Annotated in this window: 17 protein-coding genes; 6 read left to right on the plus strand and 11 right to left on the minus strand. The window is 70.9% G+C overall.

All coding sequences use genetic code 11. The features are described from left to right. Window positions 1-15: 15 nt before the first annotated feature. From K8625_RS23845 to K8625_RS23860, 4 genes are all read right to left on the minus strand, one after another. Complete coding sequence (locus tag K8625_RS23845; RefSeq protein ID WP_370640300.1) at window positions 16-1,323, minus strand: amidohydrolase; 1,308 nt, start codon at window positions 1,321-1,323, stop codon at window positions 16-18. 85 nt (window positions 1,324-1,408) lie between these two features. Further along, window positions 1,409-2,497, minus strand: a complete 1,089-nt coding sequence (locus tag K8625_RS23850) for an SDR family oxidoreductase (RefSeq protein WP_223784013.1) — start codon at window positions 2,495-2,497, stop codon at window positions 1,409-1,411. 83 nt (window positions 2,498-2,580) lie between these two features. Continuing rightward, the gene (locus K8625_RS23855) at window positions 2,581-3,123 is read right to left on the minus strand and encodes a TetR/AcrR family transcriptional regulator (RefSeq protein WP_223784014.1); all 543 of its coding nucleotides are present in this window, start codon (window positions 3,121-3,123) and stop codon (window positions 2,581-2,583) included. A gap of 84 nt (window positions 3,124-3,207) precedes the next feature. Then, on the minus strand, window positions 3,208-3,891 hold the full coding sequence (locus tag K8625_RS23860) for a spermidine synthase (protein ID WP_223784015.1): 684 nt from the start codon (window positions 3,889-3,891) through the stop codon (window positions 3,208-3,210). 160 nt (window positions 3,892-4,051) lie between these two features. Here K8625_RS23860 and K8625_RS23865 point away from each other — a divergent pair, with 160 nt between their 5' ends. Beyond that, on the plus strand, window positions 4,052-4,642 hold the full coding sequence (locus K8625_RS23865) for a hypothetical protein (protein ID WP_223745546.1): 591 nt from the start codon (window positions 4,052-4,054) through the stop codon (window positions 4,640-4,642). Between the two features lie 142 nt (window positions 4,643-4,784). Beyond that, window positions 4,785-6,197 (plus strand): DUF4157 domain-containing protein, encoded by a 1,413-nt coding sequence (locus K8625_RS23870; RefSeq protein WP_223784016.1) that lies wholly within the window; start codon window positions 4,785-4,787, stop codon window positions 6,195-6,197. Between the two features lie 76 nt (window positions 6,198-6,273). On the opposite strand, the gene clpB is transcribed toward K8625_RS23870, so the two are convergent. Beyond that, window positions 6,274-8,898, minus strand: coding sequence for an ATP-dependent chaperone ClpB (clpB, locus tag K8625_RS23875; RefSeq protein WP_223745548.1), 2,625 nt, complete (start codon window positions 8,896-8,898; stop codon window positions 6,274-6,276). A 238-nt stretch (window positions 8,899-9,136) separates the two neighbouring features. Between clpB and K8625_RS23880 the strand changes: the two genes are divergently transcribed. Beyond that, window positions 9,137-9,658 carry a hypothetical protein gene (locus tag K8625_RS23880; protein WP_141325143.1) on the plus strand — a complete coding sequence of 174 codons (522 nt, stop codon included), beginning with the start codon at window positions 9,137-9,139 and terminating at the stop codon, window positions 9,656-9,658. Window positions 9,659-9,665: 7 nt separating this feature from the next. On the opposite strand, the gene K8625_RS23885 is transcribed toward K8625_RS23880, so the two are convergent. Genes K8625_RS23885 through K8625_RS23895 form a run of 3 tightly spaced genes read right to left on the minus strand, consistent with a single transcriptional unit; the run spans window position 9,666 to window position 10,935 of the window. Further along, complete coding sequence (locus tag K8625_RS23885) at window positions 9,666-10,316, minus strand: hypothetical protein (RefSeq protein WP_223745549.1); 651 nt, start codon at window positions 10,314-10,316, stop codon at window positions 9,666-9,668. Further along, on the minus strand, window positions 10,313-10,627 hold the full coding sequence (locus K8625_RS23890; RefSeq protein WP_223745550.1) for a DUF1844 domain-containing protein: 315 nt from the start codon (window positions 10,625-10,627) through the stop codon (window positions 10,313-10,315). Before K8625_RS23890 ends, K8625_RS23885 begins: the two co-directional genes overlap by 4 nt. Then, window positions 10,624-10,935 carry an RNA polymerase subunit sigma gene (locus tag K8625_RS23895; RefSeq protein ID WP_223745551.1) on the minus strand — a complete coding sequence of 104 codons (312 nt, stop codon included), beginning with the start codon at window positions 10,933-10,935 and terminating at the stop codon, window positions 10,624-10,626. Before K8625_RS23895 ends, K8625_RS23890 begins: the two co-directional genes overlap by 4 nt. 93 nt (window positions 10,936-11,028) lie before the next feature. On the opposite strand from K8625_RS23895, the gene thiE reads away from it, so the two are divergent. The 3 genes from thiE to K8625_RS23910 are packed head-to-tail and all read left to right on the plus strand — an operon-like array spanning window position 11,029 to window position 13,208. After that, window positions 11,029-11,685 (plus strand): thiamine phosphate synthase, encoded by a 657-nt coding sequence (gene thiE, locus K8625_RS23900; protein ID WP_141325146.1) that lies wholly within the window; start codon window positions 11,029-11,031, stop codon window positions 11,683-11,685. Between the two features lie 21 nt (window positions 11,686-11,706). Next, on the plus strand, window positions 11,707-12,471 hold the full coding sequence (locus K8625_RS23905; RefSeq protein ID WP_223745552.1) for a gamma-glutamyl-gamma-aminobutyrate hydrolase family protein: 765 nt from the start codon (window positions 11,707-11,709) through the stop codon (window positions 12,469-12,471). Next, window positions 12,468-13,208, plus strand: coding sequence for a bifunctional hydroxymethylpyrimidine kinase/phosphomethylpyrimidine kinase (locus K8625_RS23910; protein WP_141325147.1), 741 nt, complete (start codon window positions 12,468-12,470; stop codon window positions 13,206-13,208). Before K8625_RS23905 ends, K8625_RS23910 begins: the two co-directional genes overlap by 4 nt. Before the next feature lie 743 nt (window positions 13,209-13,951). Here the strand turns inward: K8625_RS23910 and dnaB are convergent. From dnaB to K8625_RS23925, 3 genes are all read right to left on the minus strand, one after another. Beyond that, entirely contained in the window at window positions 13,952-15,322 is a 1,371-nt protein-coding gene (dnaB, locus tag K8625_RS23915) for a replicative DNA helicase (RefSeq protein ID WP_046715141.1), read from the minus strand. Between the two features lie 100 nt (window positions 15,323-15,422). Beyond that, window positions 15,423-16,193 carry a LytTR family DNA-binding domain-containing protein gene (locus K8625_RS23920; protein WP_223745554.1) on the minus strand — a complete coding sequence of 257 codons (771 nt, stop codon included), beginning with the start codon at window positions 16,191-16,193 and terminating at the stop codon, window positions 15,423-15,425. Window positions 16,194-16,308: 115 nt separating this feature from the next. Further along, on the minus strand, window positions 16,309-17,427 hold the full coding sequence (locus tag K8625_RS23925; RefSeq protein WP_223745555.1) for a sensor histidine kinase: 1,119 nt from the start codon (window positions 17,425-17,427) through the stop codon (window positions 16,309-16,311). Between the last annotated feature and the right edge of the window lie 3 nt (window positions 17,428-17,430).

The following is a 17,430-nucleotide window of genomic DNA, read 5'->3' on the forward strand; positions in this document are numbered from 1 at the left end:
CGTGGTTTCAAGGGCTCAGGGCTTGCCCAGCAGCTCCAGCGCGGACGTCGTCAGCGCGGTGACACCCGTGCGCAGCGTGCGCTCGCGGTCCGGGATGAAGCCGGAGGAGTGCAGGGACGGGAGCGGCTCACCCCCTGAGCGGGCCTGGAGGAAGCGCTGCGGCTCCACCGCGCCCAGCCACAGGAGCGCGGCGGGGACTCCGGCGCGGCCGTACTCGGAGAAGTCCTCGCCGCCCATGACGGGCTGGGCCTCTCCGACGTTCTTCTCGCCGAGCACGCGCACCACGGCCTCGGTGAGGCGGCGGGTGAGGGCCGGGTCGTTGTAGGTGGCGGGCGTGCCCTCGGTGACGTCGACCCTGGGCGGCCGCGTGGCGCCGGAGGCCAGGGCCTCCGCCTTGGCGATGCGCTCGATGCCCGCCAGGAGCGCCTTGCGGACCTCGGGCTTGTAGGAGCGCACGGTGAGCTGCAGGCGCACGTCGTCCGGGATGATGTTGTGCTTGGTGCCGCCGTGGATGGAGCCCACCGTCACCACCGCGGGCTCCAGCGGGTGCTTCTCCCGGCTGACCAGCGTCTGGAGCGCGAGCACCGTGCGCGCGGCCATCAGGATGGGGTCCACCGTCGTGTGCGGGTACGCGCCGTGTCCGCCCTTGCCGAAGAGCGTGATGTCCACCGAGTCCACGTGGGCCATGGCGTAGCCGGACACGTACTCCACGCGGCCCGCGGGCGCCGCGGTGGTGTTGTGCAGCGCCACCGCGAAGTCGGGTTTGGGGAAGCGCTTGAAGAGTCCATCCGCGAGCATCTTGCGCGCGCCGGCCCCAATCTCCTCCGCGGGCTGGCCCACCATCATCAGCGTGCCCTTCCACTGGTCCTTCTTGCGCGAAAGCAGCGTCGCCGTGCCCATCCACACCGTCATGTGCACGTCATGCCCGCAGGCATGCATCACCGGCACCGTCTGCCCGTCGCCGCCCTTCACCTGCACCTTGCTGGCGTAGGGCAGGCCCGTCTTCTCCTCCATGGGCAGCGCGTCCAGGTCCGTGCGCAGCATGACCGTGGGCCCGGGGCCGTTGCGCAAGAGCGCCACCACGCCCGTGCCGCCGACGCCCGTGGTGACGTCGAAGCCCAGCTTGCGCAGCCGCTCGGCCAGCTTCGCGGCGGTCTTCTCCTCCTGGAAGGACAGCTCGGGGTGCTGGTGCAGGTCGCGGTACAGCGCGTCCAGGTCCGGATAGAGGCCGTCGAGTCCCCCCAGCACGGGGGACGGCTGCGCACGTGCGGCGGACGCGGTCAGCAGGACGACGAGCACGGCCAGCAGGGAAGGGCGGTTCACCAGGAGGTCTCCGGTCCGTTTCGAGGGCCGGGCTACTACAGCACATCGCGCGAGGCCCCGGCGTCCACGCCCCTTGGTCGCCGGGTCATCCCGGACGCACCGACGCGAGTCGCGCCCGCTCCACGTCCGGCGCGAAGCCCGTGCCGCGCAGGAAGTCGAACCAGCGCTCCAGCACCGTCTCCACCGGCGGCAGCTCCACGCCCATCCGCCGGGCCATCGCGAGTGCGGGCTCCACGGGGTAGCGGGCGGTGTCGAGGAAGTCGAGTGACTCGGTGGCCGCGCCCAGCAGCCGCTCGGGCAGCCAGCGCACCCACGACACGGGCAGCGACAGGCGAGGCGCGCGTCGGCCCGAGCGTCGCGCGGTCCAGCGAATCAGCTCGTGGAACGTGGGCGAGCCCGGGTCCATCAGCGTGTACTCCTGCCCCGCGGCCTCCGGAACCTCCACCACGCCCGCCATGAAGCGCGCCACCGTGTCCACCGCGACCACGGGGACGAAGGTGTCCTTCGAGCCCAGGAGGACGGGCATCTTCCCGGCGTGGACGTGGGCCACGGTGTCGCCGAGCCCCAGGCTCTGCACCGTCGCCCCGGTGCGACTGTCTCCGATGACGGAGGACGGGTGCACGGTGGTGATGGGGACGCCCAAGCTCCCGGCGGTCTCCACCGCCACCTGGTGGGACAGCGCCTTGGAGGCCTCATAGGCGCCGGAGTCCTCGAAGCTCAGCGGGGGGGCGGGGACGATTCGCCCCGAGGCGTCGAGCCGCGGTCCGATGCGATAGCCCCCCACGAGCACGAGCCGGCGCAGCGCGGGCAGCTTCGAGGCCAGCTCCACCACGGCGCGGGTCCCCTCCACGTTGGTGCGCTGGGCCTCCTCGGGCGACAGGTGCCAGGCGAAGCGCGCGCCCAGCTGGAACACGTCCCGCACGCCCTGGAGGGCTTGGGTGTCCGCTGGCGTGAGCCCCAGGCCCGGCGCGTCCAGGTCTCCTTCGAGGAACACGAGCCGCTCGGGTGCGCCTCCGAGCGCCGCCACCCAGTCCCGGTAGGGCTGGCTGCGTCCCTGGGCGTTGCGAGCGAGCACGGCGACGTGTCGCCCGCGCCGCGTCAGCTCCGGCACGAGCCAGCGCCCCAGCAATCCCGTGGCGCCGATGACGAGCGAGTCCGGTGACGAATCCTTCATGATGACGACCTCTGTATCTAGACCAGTCTACATATTCTGGAGTCGCGCCGACGCGGCCCATCCGCGCACGGCGTGGGCCGTGCTCAGTCGAGTGAGAGCAGGCGCTCCAGTTCCTTGGAGAGCTCCTCGATGGGAGCCCGGCTGCGGTGGGCGCGCATGAGCAGCAGCGCGCCCTCGATGGAGGAGAGCACCAGGGCGGCGCGACGGCGCGACTCGGCGGCCGTGAGTCCCTCGGTCCGGAGCCGCTCGGTGAGCAGCTGCTGCCAGGACTGGAGCGCCTCGGCGGCGGCGGCGCGCACCGGCTCCGGCGTGGCGCCGGAGGACAGCACCACGGCGGACACGGGGCAGCCCTTCTCGAAGCCGGAGGCCTCCGCGCGGTCCGCCAGCTGCGCGAGCGCGCGACGCAGCCCGGTGACGAGGCCCTTGGATGAGCCGAGGTGCTCACCGAGCAGCCGCGTCACCTCCGCGGACGAGGCCTGGAGGGCTTCGATGGCGAGCTGCTCCTTGCCCCCCGGGAAGTGGAAGTAGAGCGAGCCCCGAGGCGCCTTGCCGGCCTCGAGCAGCTCGTTGATGCCCGCGCCGGCGTACCCCGAGCGCTCCAGCATCTCCGCCGCGGCGGCAATCATCCGCCGACGAGTGTCCTCTCCCTTGCTCACGACCGGATGAATATACCGGTCGTCATATTCTGTCGAGCCCTTCGACGCCGGGGCTCAGCGGCGGCCCTTGCCCAGGCGGGCGATGAAGAGCACGTGGCGGGGGCCCTTGGTGCCGTGGGCGTGGGGGTGGAGGACCTCCACGGTGAAGCCGCACTTCTCCAGGCGCCGCTCGAAGCCAGGGGCGGGGCCCGCGCTCCAGACGCCGAGCGTGCCCCCGGAGCGCAGGGCGCGCGCCGCGTTGGACAGACCAGGCAAGCCGTAGAGGCCCTGGTTGTCGGGGTGGGTGAGCGCGGTGGGCCCGTTGTCCACGTCGAGCAGGATGGTGTCGAACGTCTGCGGGTTGCGGGCCATGACGCGGCTGACGTCGGCCTCGACCACGGAGACGCGCTGGTCCTCCAGCGGCGCGCGGGCGAGGGGCGACAGGTGGGGCCCGCGGTTCCAGGCGACGACGGTGGAGAGCAGCTCCGCCACGGTGACCTGGACCCCCGGGCCCACGGCGTCCAGCACGGCGCGCACGGTGTAGCCGAAGCCGAGTCCACCGACGAGCACCCGTCCGGTGCCTCGGCTCGCCAGCTCCTCGCAGCCGGCCTTCGCGAGCGCCTCCTCGGAGCCGTGCATGCGGCTGGACATCAGCGTCTGTCCGCGCACGCGCAGGACGAGCTCGTCCCCTCGGCGGACCAGGGTGAGCTCCCCCACGTCCGGGACATTGGCGCTCTCGAGTGTCTCCCAGGGCTTCATGCGCCCGGCTCATCGCCCGGAGCGGGCCCGGGGTCAAGCACTCCGCGCGGCACGCCCGGCCCTCGTGCCTCTGCCTGTGTGCAATGCCCTGTCCCGTCCTCATCCATATCCCCGCGAGGGCGCCAGGTCGCGGCGTCCCACCGGAGGAGGCATCCAGGCCATGAACGAGCGCGAGGCTTACCTGCAGAAGATGGACGCCGAGAAGCAGCGCATCGACGCGCGAATCGCGGAGGTCGAGGCACAGGCCGACATCCGTCAGGCACAGGACGAGGTAAAGGAGCTGAGGGGCGTGAAGCAGCGCCGCGAGGCGTTCCATCGCAAGCTGGAGGAGCTGCGCCAGCGCGGCACCGAGGACTTCGAGCGGGGTAAGCAGGAGCTGCTGCGCGCCTGCGACGACACCCGCAAGTCGCTCGACGACGCGGAGGAGCAGGCGGGCCAGCGCCGCGCGGCCTACGAGCGCAAGCGCGAGGCGGAGCTGCGGCAGTTGGGGGCCCAGTTCGACGGGTACGAGGCGGACATCTCCCGCTCCCGCGCGGAGGACTCGCTGCTCACGAAGGAGGAGCTGCGCTTCCTGCGCTCGTCGTTGTCCAGCACGGGTGAGTCGCTGCGGCGATTGATGAAGGCCCGAGGCGGCGAGTGGGCGAGGCTGCGGGGGGAGTACGAGGCGTCCTGGCGCGAGCTCGTCGAGAACTCGCGCAAGATTCGCGCGGACAGCCCCGATGCGTCGCAGACCCCGCCGTCCCCGTCCTGAGCTCGCGAGGGAACCCAGGACGTCCCATGCGCGTGGAGGACGTGCGCCGGCGTGACGCGGCCCTCATGGCGCGACACCCGGCGCATCCTGTCGGCACTGGAGACGGGCACGGTACATTCCGAGTCTCCCCCGGAGGCATCGAATGGGCGTGTTCGTCGAGCCGTCACAGTCCTCGCGCGAGTCCACCTCCGCGTCCTCGGCGGGAGGTGGCGCCATGGAGGGGGGCTCGTCGCGCACGAAGTCGCTGGGCGCGCTCCAGCAGGCGCTGGACTCCTCCCCGAGGGTGGTGGCGCAGGCGAAGCAGGCGCAGACGCTCCAGCGCCGTGCCTCGCCGCGCAACGACACGGGCCTTCCGGACTCGCTGAAGTCCGGCGTCGAGTCCCTGTCCGGCATGTCGCTGGACGACGTGCGCGTGCACTACAACTCCTCCGCGCCCGCGCAGCTCCAGGCCCTGGCCTACACGCAGGGCTCGGACATCCACGTGGCGCCGGGCCAGGAGAAGCACCTGGCCCACGAGGCGTGGCACGTCGTGCAGCAGAAGCAGGGACGCGTGCGGCCCACGGCCGAGTTGCAGGGCGCCGCGTTCAACGATGACTCTGGCCTGGAGCACGAGGCCGACGCCATGTCCGCGCGGGCCGCGAGGCTCCCGGCGGAGTCCACGCATGACGTCGCGACCGCGCAGCTCAAGGCGGCTCCGAGCACCGGCTCATCAGGGGCGAGCCTCCCCATCCAGCGGGTCGCGGTGCAGCTTGGCGCGAGTGCCGCGGGGCGCATCAACCAGGTGAACGTGGGCGGGCGCGCCGGCTCGTTGTGGCCCACGGAGCGCCACCACACCACGCCGTGGCAGACGTACCTCGACACCCTCGACCGCGCCCTGCTCGGCCGGACGCCTGCCACCGCCATCAACAACATGAACACCCTGGACAACCACCTGCACCAGCTACCGGGCTGGGACCTGGTCGACAGCCTCACGGACGACAGGCAGGAAGCCCTCCGGGAGGAGATCGACCTGCTGGCCGCCCATCGCGATGCCGCCAACAACGCGGCTCCAGGGACGATGGCCCAGGGATTCTCGCTCCAGGCGTATGTCCAGCAGTGGCTGGTCGTCCGCAGCAAGCTCCCCCTGTCTCAAGCCAACTTCGGAGGCGGCGCGGGCAATGTCGCGAACGACGCCGCCGTCGCCCGAGCGGGTAACGCGGCCGATGGTGGTGGCGTCACCAACGACGAACTCCGGGACGCGCTGTTCAGCCTCTTCGACTTCGACACCGTCCAGAACCTGCATACGAACGAGGACGGAGAGAACGACGAGGGCGAGTACGCCGCCCTGGGGCTCGACCCCGACCAGACGAACGAGAACCTGGACGAGCTGCGCGCCATGCTCTTCGAGCAGCACGCCCGCTCCGTCCGGTTGGCCTATCCGGTGGCCTTCGGAAGGCTCTACGCGAACGTCGACGCGATGGTGGCCGCCATGGAGGCGCACTGGGGCGTCGGCGACGAGTCCGAGGCCGAGGAGTCGGAGGACTCCGAGATGACGGAGACCTCCGACTCCGATTGAGCCCCATCCATGAAGAAGCCCCCCGCCCATCCACGAAGGACGGGGCAGGGGGCTCCGAGTGCTTCCGCGGCCGTGTCTACGCCGTGCGCTTCACGTTCTTCGACGCGTCCACCAGCACCTTGGCGAAGGTGAGCCCGTTGGGGCCCGCGTCGGCCTGGATGGTGTCGCCCGGCGCGAAGTCGCCGTTGAGGACCTTGATGGCGAGCGGGTCCAGCAGGTTCTTCTGCACGGCGCGCTTGAGCGGACGGGCGCCGTACGTCGGGTCGTACCCGCGCTCCGCGAGCAGCTCCCGGGCCGCGTCCGTCAGCTCCAGCGTGAGGCGCTTGTCCGCCAGCAGCTTGCCCAGCTTCGCCAGCTGCAGGTCGACGATGCGGTAGATGTCCTTCTTGCGCAGCGGCTCGAAGATGACGATTTCGTCCACGCGGTTGAGGAACTCCGGACGGAAGTGCGCGCGCAGCGCGTCCAGCACCTCGTCGCGCGTCTTCTCGTCCAGCTCGTCCTTGCCCGCCATGCCCGCCTGGATGTCCGCGGAGCCCAGGTTGGACGTCATGATGAGCACCGCGTTCTTGAAGTCCACGGTGCGACCCTGGCTGTCCGTCAGCCGGCCCTCGTCGAGAATCTGGAGCAGGATGTTGAAGACATCCGGGTGCGCCTTCTCGATCTCGTCGAAGAGCACCACGGTGTACGGCCGGCGGCGCACCGCCTCCGTGAGCTGTCCGCCCTCCTCGTAACCGACGTAGCCCGGGGGCGCGCCGACGAGCCGCGCCACCGCGTGCTTCTCCATGTACTCGGACATGTCGATGCGGACCATGGCCGAGTCATCGTCGAAGAGGAACTCCGCCAGCGCCTTGGCCGTCTCCGTCTTGCCCACGCCCGTGGGGCCCAGGAAGATGAACGAGCCGATGGGCCGGTTGGGGTCCTGCAACCCGCTGCGCGCCCGGCGCACGGCGTTGGACACGGCCTCGATCGGGCTCCTCTGACCAATCACCCGGTTCGCCAGCCGCTCCTCCATGTGGACCAGCTTCTGGACCTCGCCCTCCATCAGCCGGGAGACGGGGATGCCCGTCCACTTGGCCACCACGGACGCGATGTCCTCCGAGTCCACCTCCTCCTTGAGGAACTTGTGGTTCTTCTGCAGCTCCATGAGCTTGGTGTTCTGCGTCTGGAGCTCCTTCTCCAGGGACGGCAGCACGCCGAACTTCAGCTCCGCGGCGCGGTTCAAATCACCCTGGCGCTCGGCCGCGAGCTGGTCGTTCTTCACCTTCTCCAGCTTCTCCTTCAGCGTCCGGATGCCCGCAATGGCGCCCTTCTCCGCGTCCCAGTGCGCCTTGAGCCCGTCGAAGCGCTCGCGCAGGTTGGCCAGCTCCCGCTCGATGGTGGCCAGACGCTCCTGCGAGTGCAGGTCCGTCTCCTTGCGCAGGCCCTCCTTCTCGATCTGGAGCTGCGTCATCTTCCGGCGCATGTCGTCCAGCTCGGTGGGCATGGAGTCGATTTCGATGCGCAGGCGGCTGCCGGCCTCGTCGACCAGGTCGATGGCCTTGTCCGGCAGGAAGCGGTCCGCGATGTAGCGGTGGCTGAGCGTGGCGGCGGCCACCAGCGCGCTGTCCTGGATGCGCACGCCGTGGTGCACCTCGTAGCGCTCCTTGAGGCCCCGCAGGATGCTGATGGTGTCGTGCACGCTGGGCTCGCCCACGTACACGGGCTGGAAGCGGCGCTCCAGCGCGGCGTCCTTCTCGATGTGCTTGCGGTACTCGTCCAGCGTCGTCGCGCCGATGCAGTGCAGCTCGCCGCGCGACAGCGCCGGCTTGAGCATGTTGCCCGCGTCCATCGCGCCCTCGGCCTTGCCCGCGCCGACAATCGTGTGGATTTCGTCGATGAAGAGGATGACCTGGCCCGCGGAGTCGGAGACCTCCTTGAGCACCGCCTTGAGCCGCTCCTCGAACTCACCGCGGTACTTGGCGCCCGCCACCATGGCACCCAGGTCCAGCGTGATGAGCTGCTTGTTCTTCAGGCCCTCCGGCACGTCGCCGTCGACGATGCGCCGCGCCAGGCCCTCCGCGATGGCCGTCTTGCCCACGCCCGGCTCGCCGATGAGCACCGGGTTGTTCTTGCTGCGCCGGCTGAGCACCTGGACACAGCGGCGGATCTCCTCGTCGCGGCCGATGACCGGATCCAACTTGCCCGCGCGCGCGGCCTCCGTCAGGTCGCGCCCGTACTTCTCCAGCGCCTGATACGTGGACTCCGCGTCCTGGCTCGTCACGCGGCCGGAGCCCCGGACCTCCTTGAGGCTCGACAGCACGCGCTCGCGCGTGACGCCCGAGGCCTTCATGATTTCGCCGACGGTGCCCTTGTCCTGCGTGAGCGCCAGCAGCAGGTGCTCGGAGGAGATGAACTCGTCCTTGAGCGCCTTGGCCTCGTCGTCGGCCTTGTCGAAGGTCTTCAGCAGGCGCTGGCCGAGCATCGCGCTCTCACCGCCCTGCATCCGCGGCAGCTTGCCGAGCGCCTCGCCCAGACGGGACGCGAACAGCTTCACGTCCGCGCCAATCTTGCGAAGCAGCGGGTCGACGAGGCCGTCCTTCTGACCCAACAGCGCGGCGGCCAGGTGCTCCGGCTCGTACTGGGGATTGTCGGCGCGGCGGGCCAGCGTCTGGCCCTCTTGGATGGCTTCCTGGGCCTTCACCGTGAACTTATCGAGTCGCATACACTCAACGTAAGAGTCGCGGAGGCCTTGGCAAGTTGGTGCGGTGCGTCACGAGTCGTGCCCGGGGCTGCGCCGGAAGCGGAATACTTTGGACTCCTGGTAGCGGCTGGCTTTTCGAGGTGCCTGGGTTGCCACGAGGGACGTGGCTCGGTTATAGGCGGCGCGCACCCGCGGGGGGCTGAACCTGGAAGCGCACGGCGGCTATCTCATTCGACTCGAAAGCTTCGGCGGGCTGGAGTTGCTCCGGCAGGCCCGCGAGGCGCTGCAGCTGGACGGCGCGTCGGGCGCCACCGGGCTGCAGGTGTCGGTCAACCGTCGCCGCAAGGTGGTCCGGCTGGCCTACGTGGCGCCCTTCACCCAGGGCCGGCCCGGCGCCCACTGGTACGCGGCGCACCATGCGCTGCCCCGGCTGCTGTCCCGCGCGGCCAACACCACCGTGCACGCGTACGTGTACGACCCGGACGAGGGCGAGGAGGTCATCGCCTACGGCAACGGTCGGCGCGTGGGCGGCGAGCGGGTGGTCTACGACAACGTGGACCTGCCGGAGGGCCGTCCGGAGGATTTGGACGAGGCCGCCTTCCTGCACATGCAGTCACGCTGGCCCATGGGGCACCTGGCGCACGTCTTCGGGCTGTCGCGGCAGGCGCTCCTGAAGCTGCCCGTGACGGGGCAGGTGCTGGGGCTGGAGGACTCCACCGCGGACGTGGAGGCGGTGCTGGAGTCCCTGCTACCGGGCTCCGTGGCGCCCCACGCCCACTGAAGGACGGCTAGCCGTCGACGGCGCCGTCCTGGGTGACGAGCGCCTGGCGCACGGACTCGCTGCGGAAGAACTGGCCAATCACGGCGAAGGTCCCCGCGATGAGCGTGGTGCCCGCCACAGTCATGCCCAGGGCGAGCCAGGGAGCCACGGTGGTGACGGCCTCGGCGGCGGAGGGGTCCTGATACTCGGGGCGCTGGGCGAGCGTCTGGGCCAGGGTGACGCCCACGCGTCGAGCCACCACGGCCCACTGGGCGCCGTCGATGGTGCGCAGCACCGCCACCGTGACGGCGGCGCGGCCGAGCATCCGGCCCATGGCGCCCCGGGGCAGGTCTCCGGGGCGGAGCATGCGCAGGGCGGACACGAAGACGAAGGCACACGCCACGGCGAGCACGCCCATCAGCGCGGCACGCGGCTCACGCATGGGCTCGAGCGCCTGGTACTGCGTCTCCAGCAGGTGCTGGAGCACGGCCGGGTCATTGCCGAGGAGGAGCGGCGGGCCCTTCTCCAGGTGCTGGGAGCGCACCTCGTAGAAGTGCGCCAGCTCCGTGGCCTCGTTCAGGGATGCCCAGCCCGTCAACGCGGCGAGGATGCAGGCCACCAGCGCCGCGAAGCGGATGTGCCCGGGCAGCGAGCCCGAGCGGGGAGCAGACACCGTCACCGCTTGCTTGCCTCCACGAAGCGCAGTCGCAAGTCGGCGAGCAACCCGTCGAAGAGCTTCTCCTCTTCGGCCGTCAGGTTGCCCCGCGTCTTCAGCCGCAGCATCGACAACAGGTCCAGGTTCTGCCGGGCCAGCGGCAGGTCCTTCGTCGTCTGGCCCGTTTCGGGGTTCGGCGCATCACCCAGGTAGATGAGCACCGCGGTGCCCAGCCCCATGATGAACGTGGTGAAGCCGATGGGCTCCTCGGACGCGGAGCGCGCTTCCCCCCGCATGACGAAGGTCTCGCCGCGCTTCTCGTCCGCGGGGCTCATGGATTGTTCGGCTCGTCTTCGGAGGAGGCGACGGCGGCCAGGTCGGCCTCGTCATTGTTGGTGACGGGGGCCTCGTCGTCCGCCTCGTCGGCCTCATCGGACTCGTCCACGTCGTCCGTCTCGTCCTCGTCGTCGTAGTCGTCCTCCACGTCGTCGAGCATGAAGGTCTCCACCGGGACGGACTTGTCCGCCACATCAGGCAGGCTCTCGAGGTAGCGCTTGTGCGCCTTCTCGTCCAACTGGCCCGAGCGCAGGTACCGCTCCGCGGTGCGCTTATCGAGGTGCTTGGGGTCCACCGTGTCCGCCATGTTTCAAATCCTCAGAATTGCTTGGAAAACAGCGCGCCACCTTATAGCAGAGGGGCCGCCTGTCAACGCCGCCGTCCCGTCTTCCCAGTGCCGATGAACGTCCCGCCCCGTCCGCTGCTTCCCCCCGGCCTCTATCTGTTGTGCGACGACACCGTGTTGCCGGGCATTCCGCTGGTGGCCAAGGCGGAGCGCCTGCTGGCGGGCGGCGCGCGGGTGGTGCAGCTGCGGATGAAGCGCACGCCCGTCCGCGAGGCGCTGGAGGTGGCGCGGACGGTGGTGTCGCTGTGCCGGAGCGCGGGCGCGGTGTGCCTGCTCAATGACCGGGTGGACCTGGCGCTGTTGTCGGACGCGCACGGGGTGCACGTGGGGGATGAGGACCTGCCAGCCCGGGATGCGCGGGCGCTGTTGGGGCCCGGCCGGCTGGTGGGCGTCACGGTGCGGGATGAGCGCGGCGCGCGGGAGGCGCTGGAGGCGGGCGCGGACTACGTGGGCGTGGGGCCGGTCTTCGGCACGACGACGAAGGCAGTGCCGGCGCCGGTGCTGGGGTTGGAGGGGCTTTCGCGCGTGGTGAAGGGCAGCGCGTTGCCGGTGGTGGGGATTGGCGGCGTGGGGCTCGCCAACGTGGCGAGCGTGGCGGCGACGGGCGCGCATGGCGCGGCGGTGGTGTCGGACGCGCTGCTCGCCCAGGACATCGCCGAGCGGGTGCGGCTGCTCGCGGGCGCGTTTGAACGAGGCCGTGTGGGGGGGTAGGTTCGTCCGACGGACTCCCCCATGAACAATCATCCGCGACACCATGGTCAGCCGCCCCGGCGGCCCAACATCGGCATCACCCCGGACTGGAGCCAGCCCGAGGACCAGCCCTTCGCGAGGTACGAGCTGAAGGTGCCCTACGCGGAGGCGGTGCTGCGCGCCGGAGGGCTTCCCTTCGTGTTGCCGTACGCGGACGACCCCACGTGTGTGGAGGCGTATCTGGACCGGGTGTCGGGGCTGCTCGTCACCGGCGGCGCGTTCGACATCCCGCCCGAGGCGTACGGCGAGACGGCGCGCGAGGGACTGGGCGCGCTCAAGGAGGGGCGCACCGCGTTCGAGGCCGCGCTGATGCGTGGGGCGCTCAAGCGGAACATGCCCGTGCTGGGCATCTGCGGCGGCATGCAGCTGCTCAACGTGGTGCTGGGCGGCACGTTGTTCCAGGACATCGGCCGCGAGGTGCAGGGCGCGCGCGAGCATGAGCAGAAGCACGACCGCACCCAGCCGCAGCACCCGGTGGACGTGCGCAGCGGCTCGCTGTTGGCGGAGGCCGTGGGCCATGGCCAGCTGATGGTGAACTCCACGCACCATCAGGCGGTGCGCACGGCGGGCAAGGACGTGAGCATCTGCGCGATGGCGCCGGACGGCGTGGTGGAGGCCATCGAGTCCACCACCCACGCGTTCGCCGTGGGCGTGCAGTGGCACCCCGAGTACATGTCCACGACGATTCCCGTGCACGTGGGGCTGTACAAGACCTTCGTGCAGAAGGCGCGTGAGCATCGGCGATGAGCCCGAGGGTGGTGCTGCTCGCGGGGCTGGAGCCGACGGGGCGGGCGGGGCTGCTGGCGGACGTGGCCGCGGTGCGCGCGCTGGGTGGGCAGCCCGTCGCGGTGCCGCTGGCGCAGACGGCGCAGGGGCGGCGGACGTTCTCCTGGACGGCGTCTCCTCCGCGCGTGGTGACCGCGCAGCTCACCGCCGCGCGCGAGCTGGGGGAGGTGCACGCGGTGAAGTGGGGGATGGTGCCGGGGCTGCCGCAGCTGGAGGCCGCGAGCCGCGCACTGAAGAGCGCGAAGGCGTGGTGGGTGGTGGACCCGGTGGTCTTCACGTCACGGGGGCAGCGACTGTCGCGCCTGTCCGCGCGGCGCTACCTGGCGCTCGCGGGGCCGCGGGTGGTGCTCACGCCGAACCTCGATGAGGCGGGGTGGCTTCTGGGGCGGCCCGTGCCAGAGGACGTGGCGGGTGCGCGCGCGGCGGCGACGGAGCTGCTCTCGCATGGTTTCGGCGGAGTGCTGGTGAAGGGCGGGCATCTGCCCGACACGGGGGCGCTGGCGGACGTGCTGGCCACGCCTGATGGCGTGCTCGAGGTGAAGGGCCAGCGGCTCGCGCGCTCCCCGGAGAAGCGCGGGACGGGGTGCCGGCTGGCGTCGGCGCTGGCCACGGAGCTGGGACGCGGCCAGTCGCTCGAGGCGGCCACGCGCACCGCGCGCAAGCTGGTGATCCGCTACCTGAAGACAGGCCGCGAGTAGGGCTCCACGGGTCGCGCTGGTTGCGGCGGAGCACTGGCGGCGTCGAGGTGAGGTCGGGCCGCGAGTAGGGCTCCACAGGTCGCGCTGGTTGTGGCAGAGCACTGGCAGCGTCGAGGTGAAGCCGGACCGCGAGCAAGTGCATTCCTCGGGGCCGCGCTGGCTGCGGCAGCGCACTGCCGACGTCGAGGCGCGTGCGGCGGCGTCGAGGTGAAGCCGGACCGCGAGCAGGCGCACGCCTCGGGGCCGCGCTGGCTGCGGCAGCGCCCTGCCGGCGTCGAGGCGCGTGCGGCGGCGTCGAGGTGAAGCCAGACTGCGCGTAGGTTCGCTCTTCGGGGCCGCGCTGGCTGCGGCAGCGCACTGCCGGCGCCGAGGCGCGTGCGGTAGCGTCGCGGTGAAGCCGGACCGCGAGCAGGCCCACTCCTCGGGGCCGCGCTGGCTGCGGCAGCGCACTGCCGGCATCGAGGCGCGTGCGGCAGCGTCGAGGTGAAGCCGGACCGCGAGCAGGCCAACTCCTCGGGGCCGCGCTGGCTGCGGCAGCGCCCTGCCGGCGTCGAGGCACGTGCGGCAGCGTCGAGGTGAAGCCGGACCGTGCGTAGGGTCGCTCCTCGGACCGCGCTGGCTGCGGTGCGCGGCCCAGGGCGTCATCACGCACTCACTGGCTGCGCGACTCGCGCAGCGGCGCCGAGCCCCGCGGCGCCATGCGCCGTCGTGAGTGCGGCTCCGCCCGAGGTCCGGGCGTGGACCTACTCGCCGCGGCTGCGGCTCTCGAAGCGGGTGTACTCGGCGAGGAACACCAGCGGGATTTCGCCGATGGGGCCGTTGCGCTGCTTGGCGATGATGAGCTCGACGGGGATGACGGTGGTGGCGCCCGTGGACGGGGGCGGAGCCTCGCCGCCTTCCTCCACCTCTTCACGGTGGATGAACATCACCACGTCGGCGTCCTGCTCGATGGAGCCGGACTCACGCAGGTCCGACAGCATGGGCTTGCCGCCCTTGCGCTCCTCGACCTTACGGCTGAGCTGACTGAGGGCGATGATGGGCACCTCCAGCTCCTTGGCCAGCTGCTTGAGGGCACGGGAGATTTCGGCGACCTCCAACTGACGGCTCTCCACCTTGCCCTTCTGATGCATGAGCTGGAGGTAGTCGATGATGAGGAGCGACAGGCGCGGGTCCTTCTGCTTCACGCGCCGCGCCTTCGCGCGCAAGTCGAACGGCGACAGACCGCCGGAGTCGTCGATGTAGATGGGCGCGTTGTAGAGCGCGCCTGCCATCTCCTGGAACTTCTCCTCGTCATGCGGAGAGAGCCGGCCGCCACGCAGCTTCTTCATGTCCACCCGCGCGGTGGACGCGAGCAGACGCATGAGCAACTGGTCGGCGGGCATTTCCAGACTGAAGATGCCGACGGCCTTGTTGTCCTTGAGCGCCGCGTGCACCGCCATGTTCATGGCGAACGACGTCTTGCCGACACCCGGACGGGCCGCGAGGATGATGAGCTCGCCGGCGTGCAGGCCCGTGAGCTGGTTGTCCAGGTCGATGTAGCCGGTCGACAGGCCGGTGATGCCCGTCGCCGCCGACTTCATCTTGTCGAGCAGGTCGAGCGTCTGCTCCATCAGCTCGCTGACCGGACGCAGATCTCCTTCGCGCTTCTTCTCCGCGAGGAGGAACACCTTGCGCTCGGCCTCGTCGAGCAGCACCTCCAGCTCGCCCGTCTCCTGGCTGGCGAGCTCTTGAATCTCCCGGCCCACGTTCGCGAGCCGGCGCCGCAGCGCCTGGTCCTTGACGATGTTCGCGTACTGGACGGCGTTGGAGGCCAGGGGGACGACCTGGTCCAGCCGCATCAGGTACGCGGGCCCCCCCACGGCGACGAGCTGCCCGAGGACCTTCAGCTCCTCCGCCAGCGTCAGGTGGTCGACCTGCTTGCTCTGGCCGTCCAGGCGGATCATCGCCGCGAAGATCTGGGCGTGCGCCGGGCTGGAGAAGTCGTCCGCGTGGACGACTTCGCCCACCGCGGCGATGAGTGAGTTGTCGGCGAGCACGGACCCTAGGACCGCGCGCTCGGCGGCGAGGTCCTCGTGGACCTTTCGCCCATCTCTGACGTCGAGGGAGTTCTCCATGGCTGCCCGCCCACTCTACAGGCGGCTCTGACATCCCCCTATTTTTCCGCCACAGACCTGTAGCAACGGGTGGGCACAAGGCGTCCTCCACCCCACCAGGTCACCCCTCCAAGCCCCAGCGCCGCAGGAAGGCTTCACGCCACGTGCGGCTGAGGACCACCGTCGTGCCGTTCTTCAGCACGAGGATGCCGTCGCCGTGCGTCCAGGGCTCCAGCCGGGCCACGGCCTCCAGGTTGATGATGTCGCCCCGGTGGATGCGCACGAAGCGCTCCGGGTCCAGGCGCTCCTCCAGGGCGCGGAGGCTCTGGCGGACCAGGTGCTCGCCGCCGGCCGTGTGGACGCGCACGTACTTGTCCTCGGAGGACAGGCGCCACACCTCCTCCAGGCGCAGCGGCACCCAGGCCTCGCCGGACTTCACCACCAGCCGCTCCAGCGCGCGTCGGGGGGCCGCGGTGGCCACCTCGCGCAGCAGCGCCTGGAGTCGCTCGGCTTCGCCCCCACCGCCGAGGAGCTGGGCGTGGGCCTTGTCCAGGGCGCGGGTGAAGCGCTCGCCGTCGTAGGGCTTGAGCAGGTAGTCCACCGCGTGGGCCTCGAAGGCCCGGAGCGCGAAGTGGTCATAGGCCGTGGAGAAGATGACGGCGGGGCCCGGCTCGGCGCCGAGTGCATCGAGCACCTCGAAGCCCGTCAGCCCCGGCATCTGCACGTCGAGCACGACGAGGTCCGGCCGGAGCGCCTCGATGCGCTCCAGCGCCTGCGTTCCATCCTCCGCCTCGCCCACCAGCGTGAAGCGCGTCTCGTGCTCGAGCAGGCGCTTCACCTTCGCGCGGGCGGGCGCCTCGTCATCCACCACGAGCAGTCGGAAGGTCGTCATGGCGTGAGGCTCCGTCCCTTCGTCCGGGCGCGGCTCGCGGCATCCGTCGGCACGCCGCGAGACGACTCCCTCGCCTCGCGGGAACCTGCGCCTCGTCGACCACCCATGCGGGTCCTCATGGCATGCCGCTCCGGGGCAGCGTGAGCGCCACGCTCGCGCCGCCCTCGGGCCCGCGTCCCCGCTCCAGTCGGGCCCGTCCACCGTGCAGCAGCGCCAGCGCCTGCTCCAGGTGGGAGAGCCCCACGCCCGGCCCCGAGGCCGGTGAGCTCTCGCCGAAGCCTCGCCCGGTGTCCTCCACCTCCAGGCGCAAGTCACCACCGCTCTCGCGAGCGCGGATTCGCACCTCCAGCGGCTCGCGGCGGTCCTGGTTGTGCTTCACCGCGTTCTCCACCAGCGTCTGCAGGGCGAAGCAGGGCACCCGCGCCGAATCGAGGGCCGGCGCCACGCTCCAGCTCACCCTCAAGCGGTCCCCGAAGCGCGCGGACAGCAGCGCGATGAAGCGCTGCGCATGGGCCCGCTCCTCCGCCAGCGTCCACGTGGGCTCGGCCCGCTCCAGGCTCGCGCGCAGCAGCTGCCCCAAATCACTCAGCAGCCGGTCCGTGCGCGCCAAGTCCTCGTACATGACGGAGCTGATGGTGTGCAGCGAGTTGAAGAGGAAGTGCGGATGGAGCTGGCCGGTGAGGGACTGGAGCTGGGCGGAACGCAGCTCGCCTTCCAGCTCCGCCGCGCGCAGGGCCCGAGCCTGTCGCTCACGCCACGAGGCCAGCAGGATGACGAAGGCCGCCGTCAGTCCGTAGACGAGCACGTCCTTCACCATCTCCATCGGCAGCCGGAAGCCCAGCGGTCCGTAGTCGTACCGCCCCCAGCCGAGCAACACGTAGAGCGGATGGCGCGAGCCCATCATGAAGAGGATGTGCGCCGTCGTGTAGAGCGCGAAGCACACCGTGTGCAGCCCCACGAAGCGGACCCAGCCCGATGCGCGGGGCGACGGCGCATTGAGCGCCGCGAACAGGATGACGGGCGCCGCGAGCCACCCGGAGAGCGCTCCGGTGATCTCCCACAAGTAGGCCCGTGACGCGGGCAGGGAGGTGAGCCCGTTGGCCAACTGGTCCAGCCGCACCGCGGTGCCATACGACAGGCCGATGAGCAGGCTGAGGCCCAGCGTCACGAGCACCGGACGGACACGGAGGTGTGGCCAGCGCCAGGCGGGCTTCACGAGGGTGGGGGCGTCCATGAG

The organism is Myxococcus sp. AS-1-15 (assembly GCF_020037055.1).
GTDB classification, from domain to species: domain Bacteria; phylum Myxococcota; class Myxococcia; order Myxococcales; family Myxococcaceae; genus Myxococcus; species Myxococcus fulvus.

What these genes read in the sequence shown, in the direction of transcription:
- K8625_RS23910 (WP_141325147.1), top strand. Translation starts at nt 12,468, where the DNA reads ATGAGCCCGAGGGTGGTGCTGCTCGCGGGGCTGGAGCCGACGGGGCGG.
- K8625_RS23905 (WP_223745552.1), top strand. Translation starts at nt 11,707, where the DNA reads ATGAACAATCATCCGCGACACCATGGTCAGCCGCCCCGGCGGCCCAAC.
- dnaB (WP_046715141.1), bottom strand. Translation starts at nt 15,322, where the DNA reads ATGGAGAACTCCCTCGACGTCAGAGATGGGCGAAAGGTCCACGAGGAC.
- K8625_RS23895 (WP_223745551.1), bottom strand. Translation starts at nt 10,935, where the DNA reads ATGGCGGACACGGTGGACCCCAAGCACCTCGATAAGCGCACCGCGGAG.
- K8625_RS23850 (WP_223784013.1), bottom strand. Translation starts at nt 2,497, where the DNA reads ATGAAGGATTCGTCACCGGACTCGCTCGTCATCGGCGCCACGGGATTG.
- clpB (WP_223745548.1), bottom strand. Translation starts at nt 8,898, where the DNA reads ATGCGACTCGATAAGTTCACGGTGAAGGCCCAGGAAGCCATCCAAGAG.
- K8625_RS23855 (WP_223784014.1), bottom strand. Translation starts at nt 3,123, where the DNA reads ATGATTGCCGCCGCGGCGGAGATGCTGGAGCGCTCGGGGTACGCCGGC.
- thiE (WP_141325146.1), top strand. Translation starts at nt 11,029, where the DNA reads ATGAACGTCCCGCCCCGTCCGCTGCTTCCCCCCGGCCTCTATCTGTTG.
- K8625_RS23870 (WP_223784016.1), top strand. Translation starts at nt 4,785, where the DNA reads ATGGGCGTGTTCGTCGAGCCGTCACAGTCCTCGCGCGAGTCCACCTCC.
- K8625_RS23925 (WP_223745555.1), bottom strand. Translation starts at nt 17,427, where the DNA reads ATGGACGCCCCCACCCTCGTGAAGCCCGCCTGGCGCTGGCCACACCTC.
- K8625_RS23890 (WP_223745550.1), bottom strand. Translation starts at nt 10,627, where the DNA reads ATGAGCCCCGCGGACGAGAAGCGCGGCGAGACCTTCGTCATGCGGGGG.
- K8625_RS23865 (WP_223745546.1), top strand. Translation starts at nt 4,052, where the DNA reads ATGAACGAGCGCGAGGCTTACCTGCAGAAGATGGACGCCGAGAAGCAG.
- K8625_RS23920 (WP_223745554.1), bottom strand. Translation starts at nt 16,193, where the DNA reads ATGACGACCTTCCGACTGCTCGTGGTGGATGACGAGGCGCCCGCCCGC.
- K8625_RS23860 (WP_223784015.1), bottom strand. Translation starts at nt 3,891, where the DNA reads ATGAAGCCCTGGGAGACACTCGAGAGCGCCAATGTCCCGGACGTGGGG.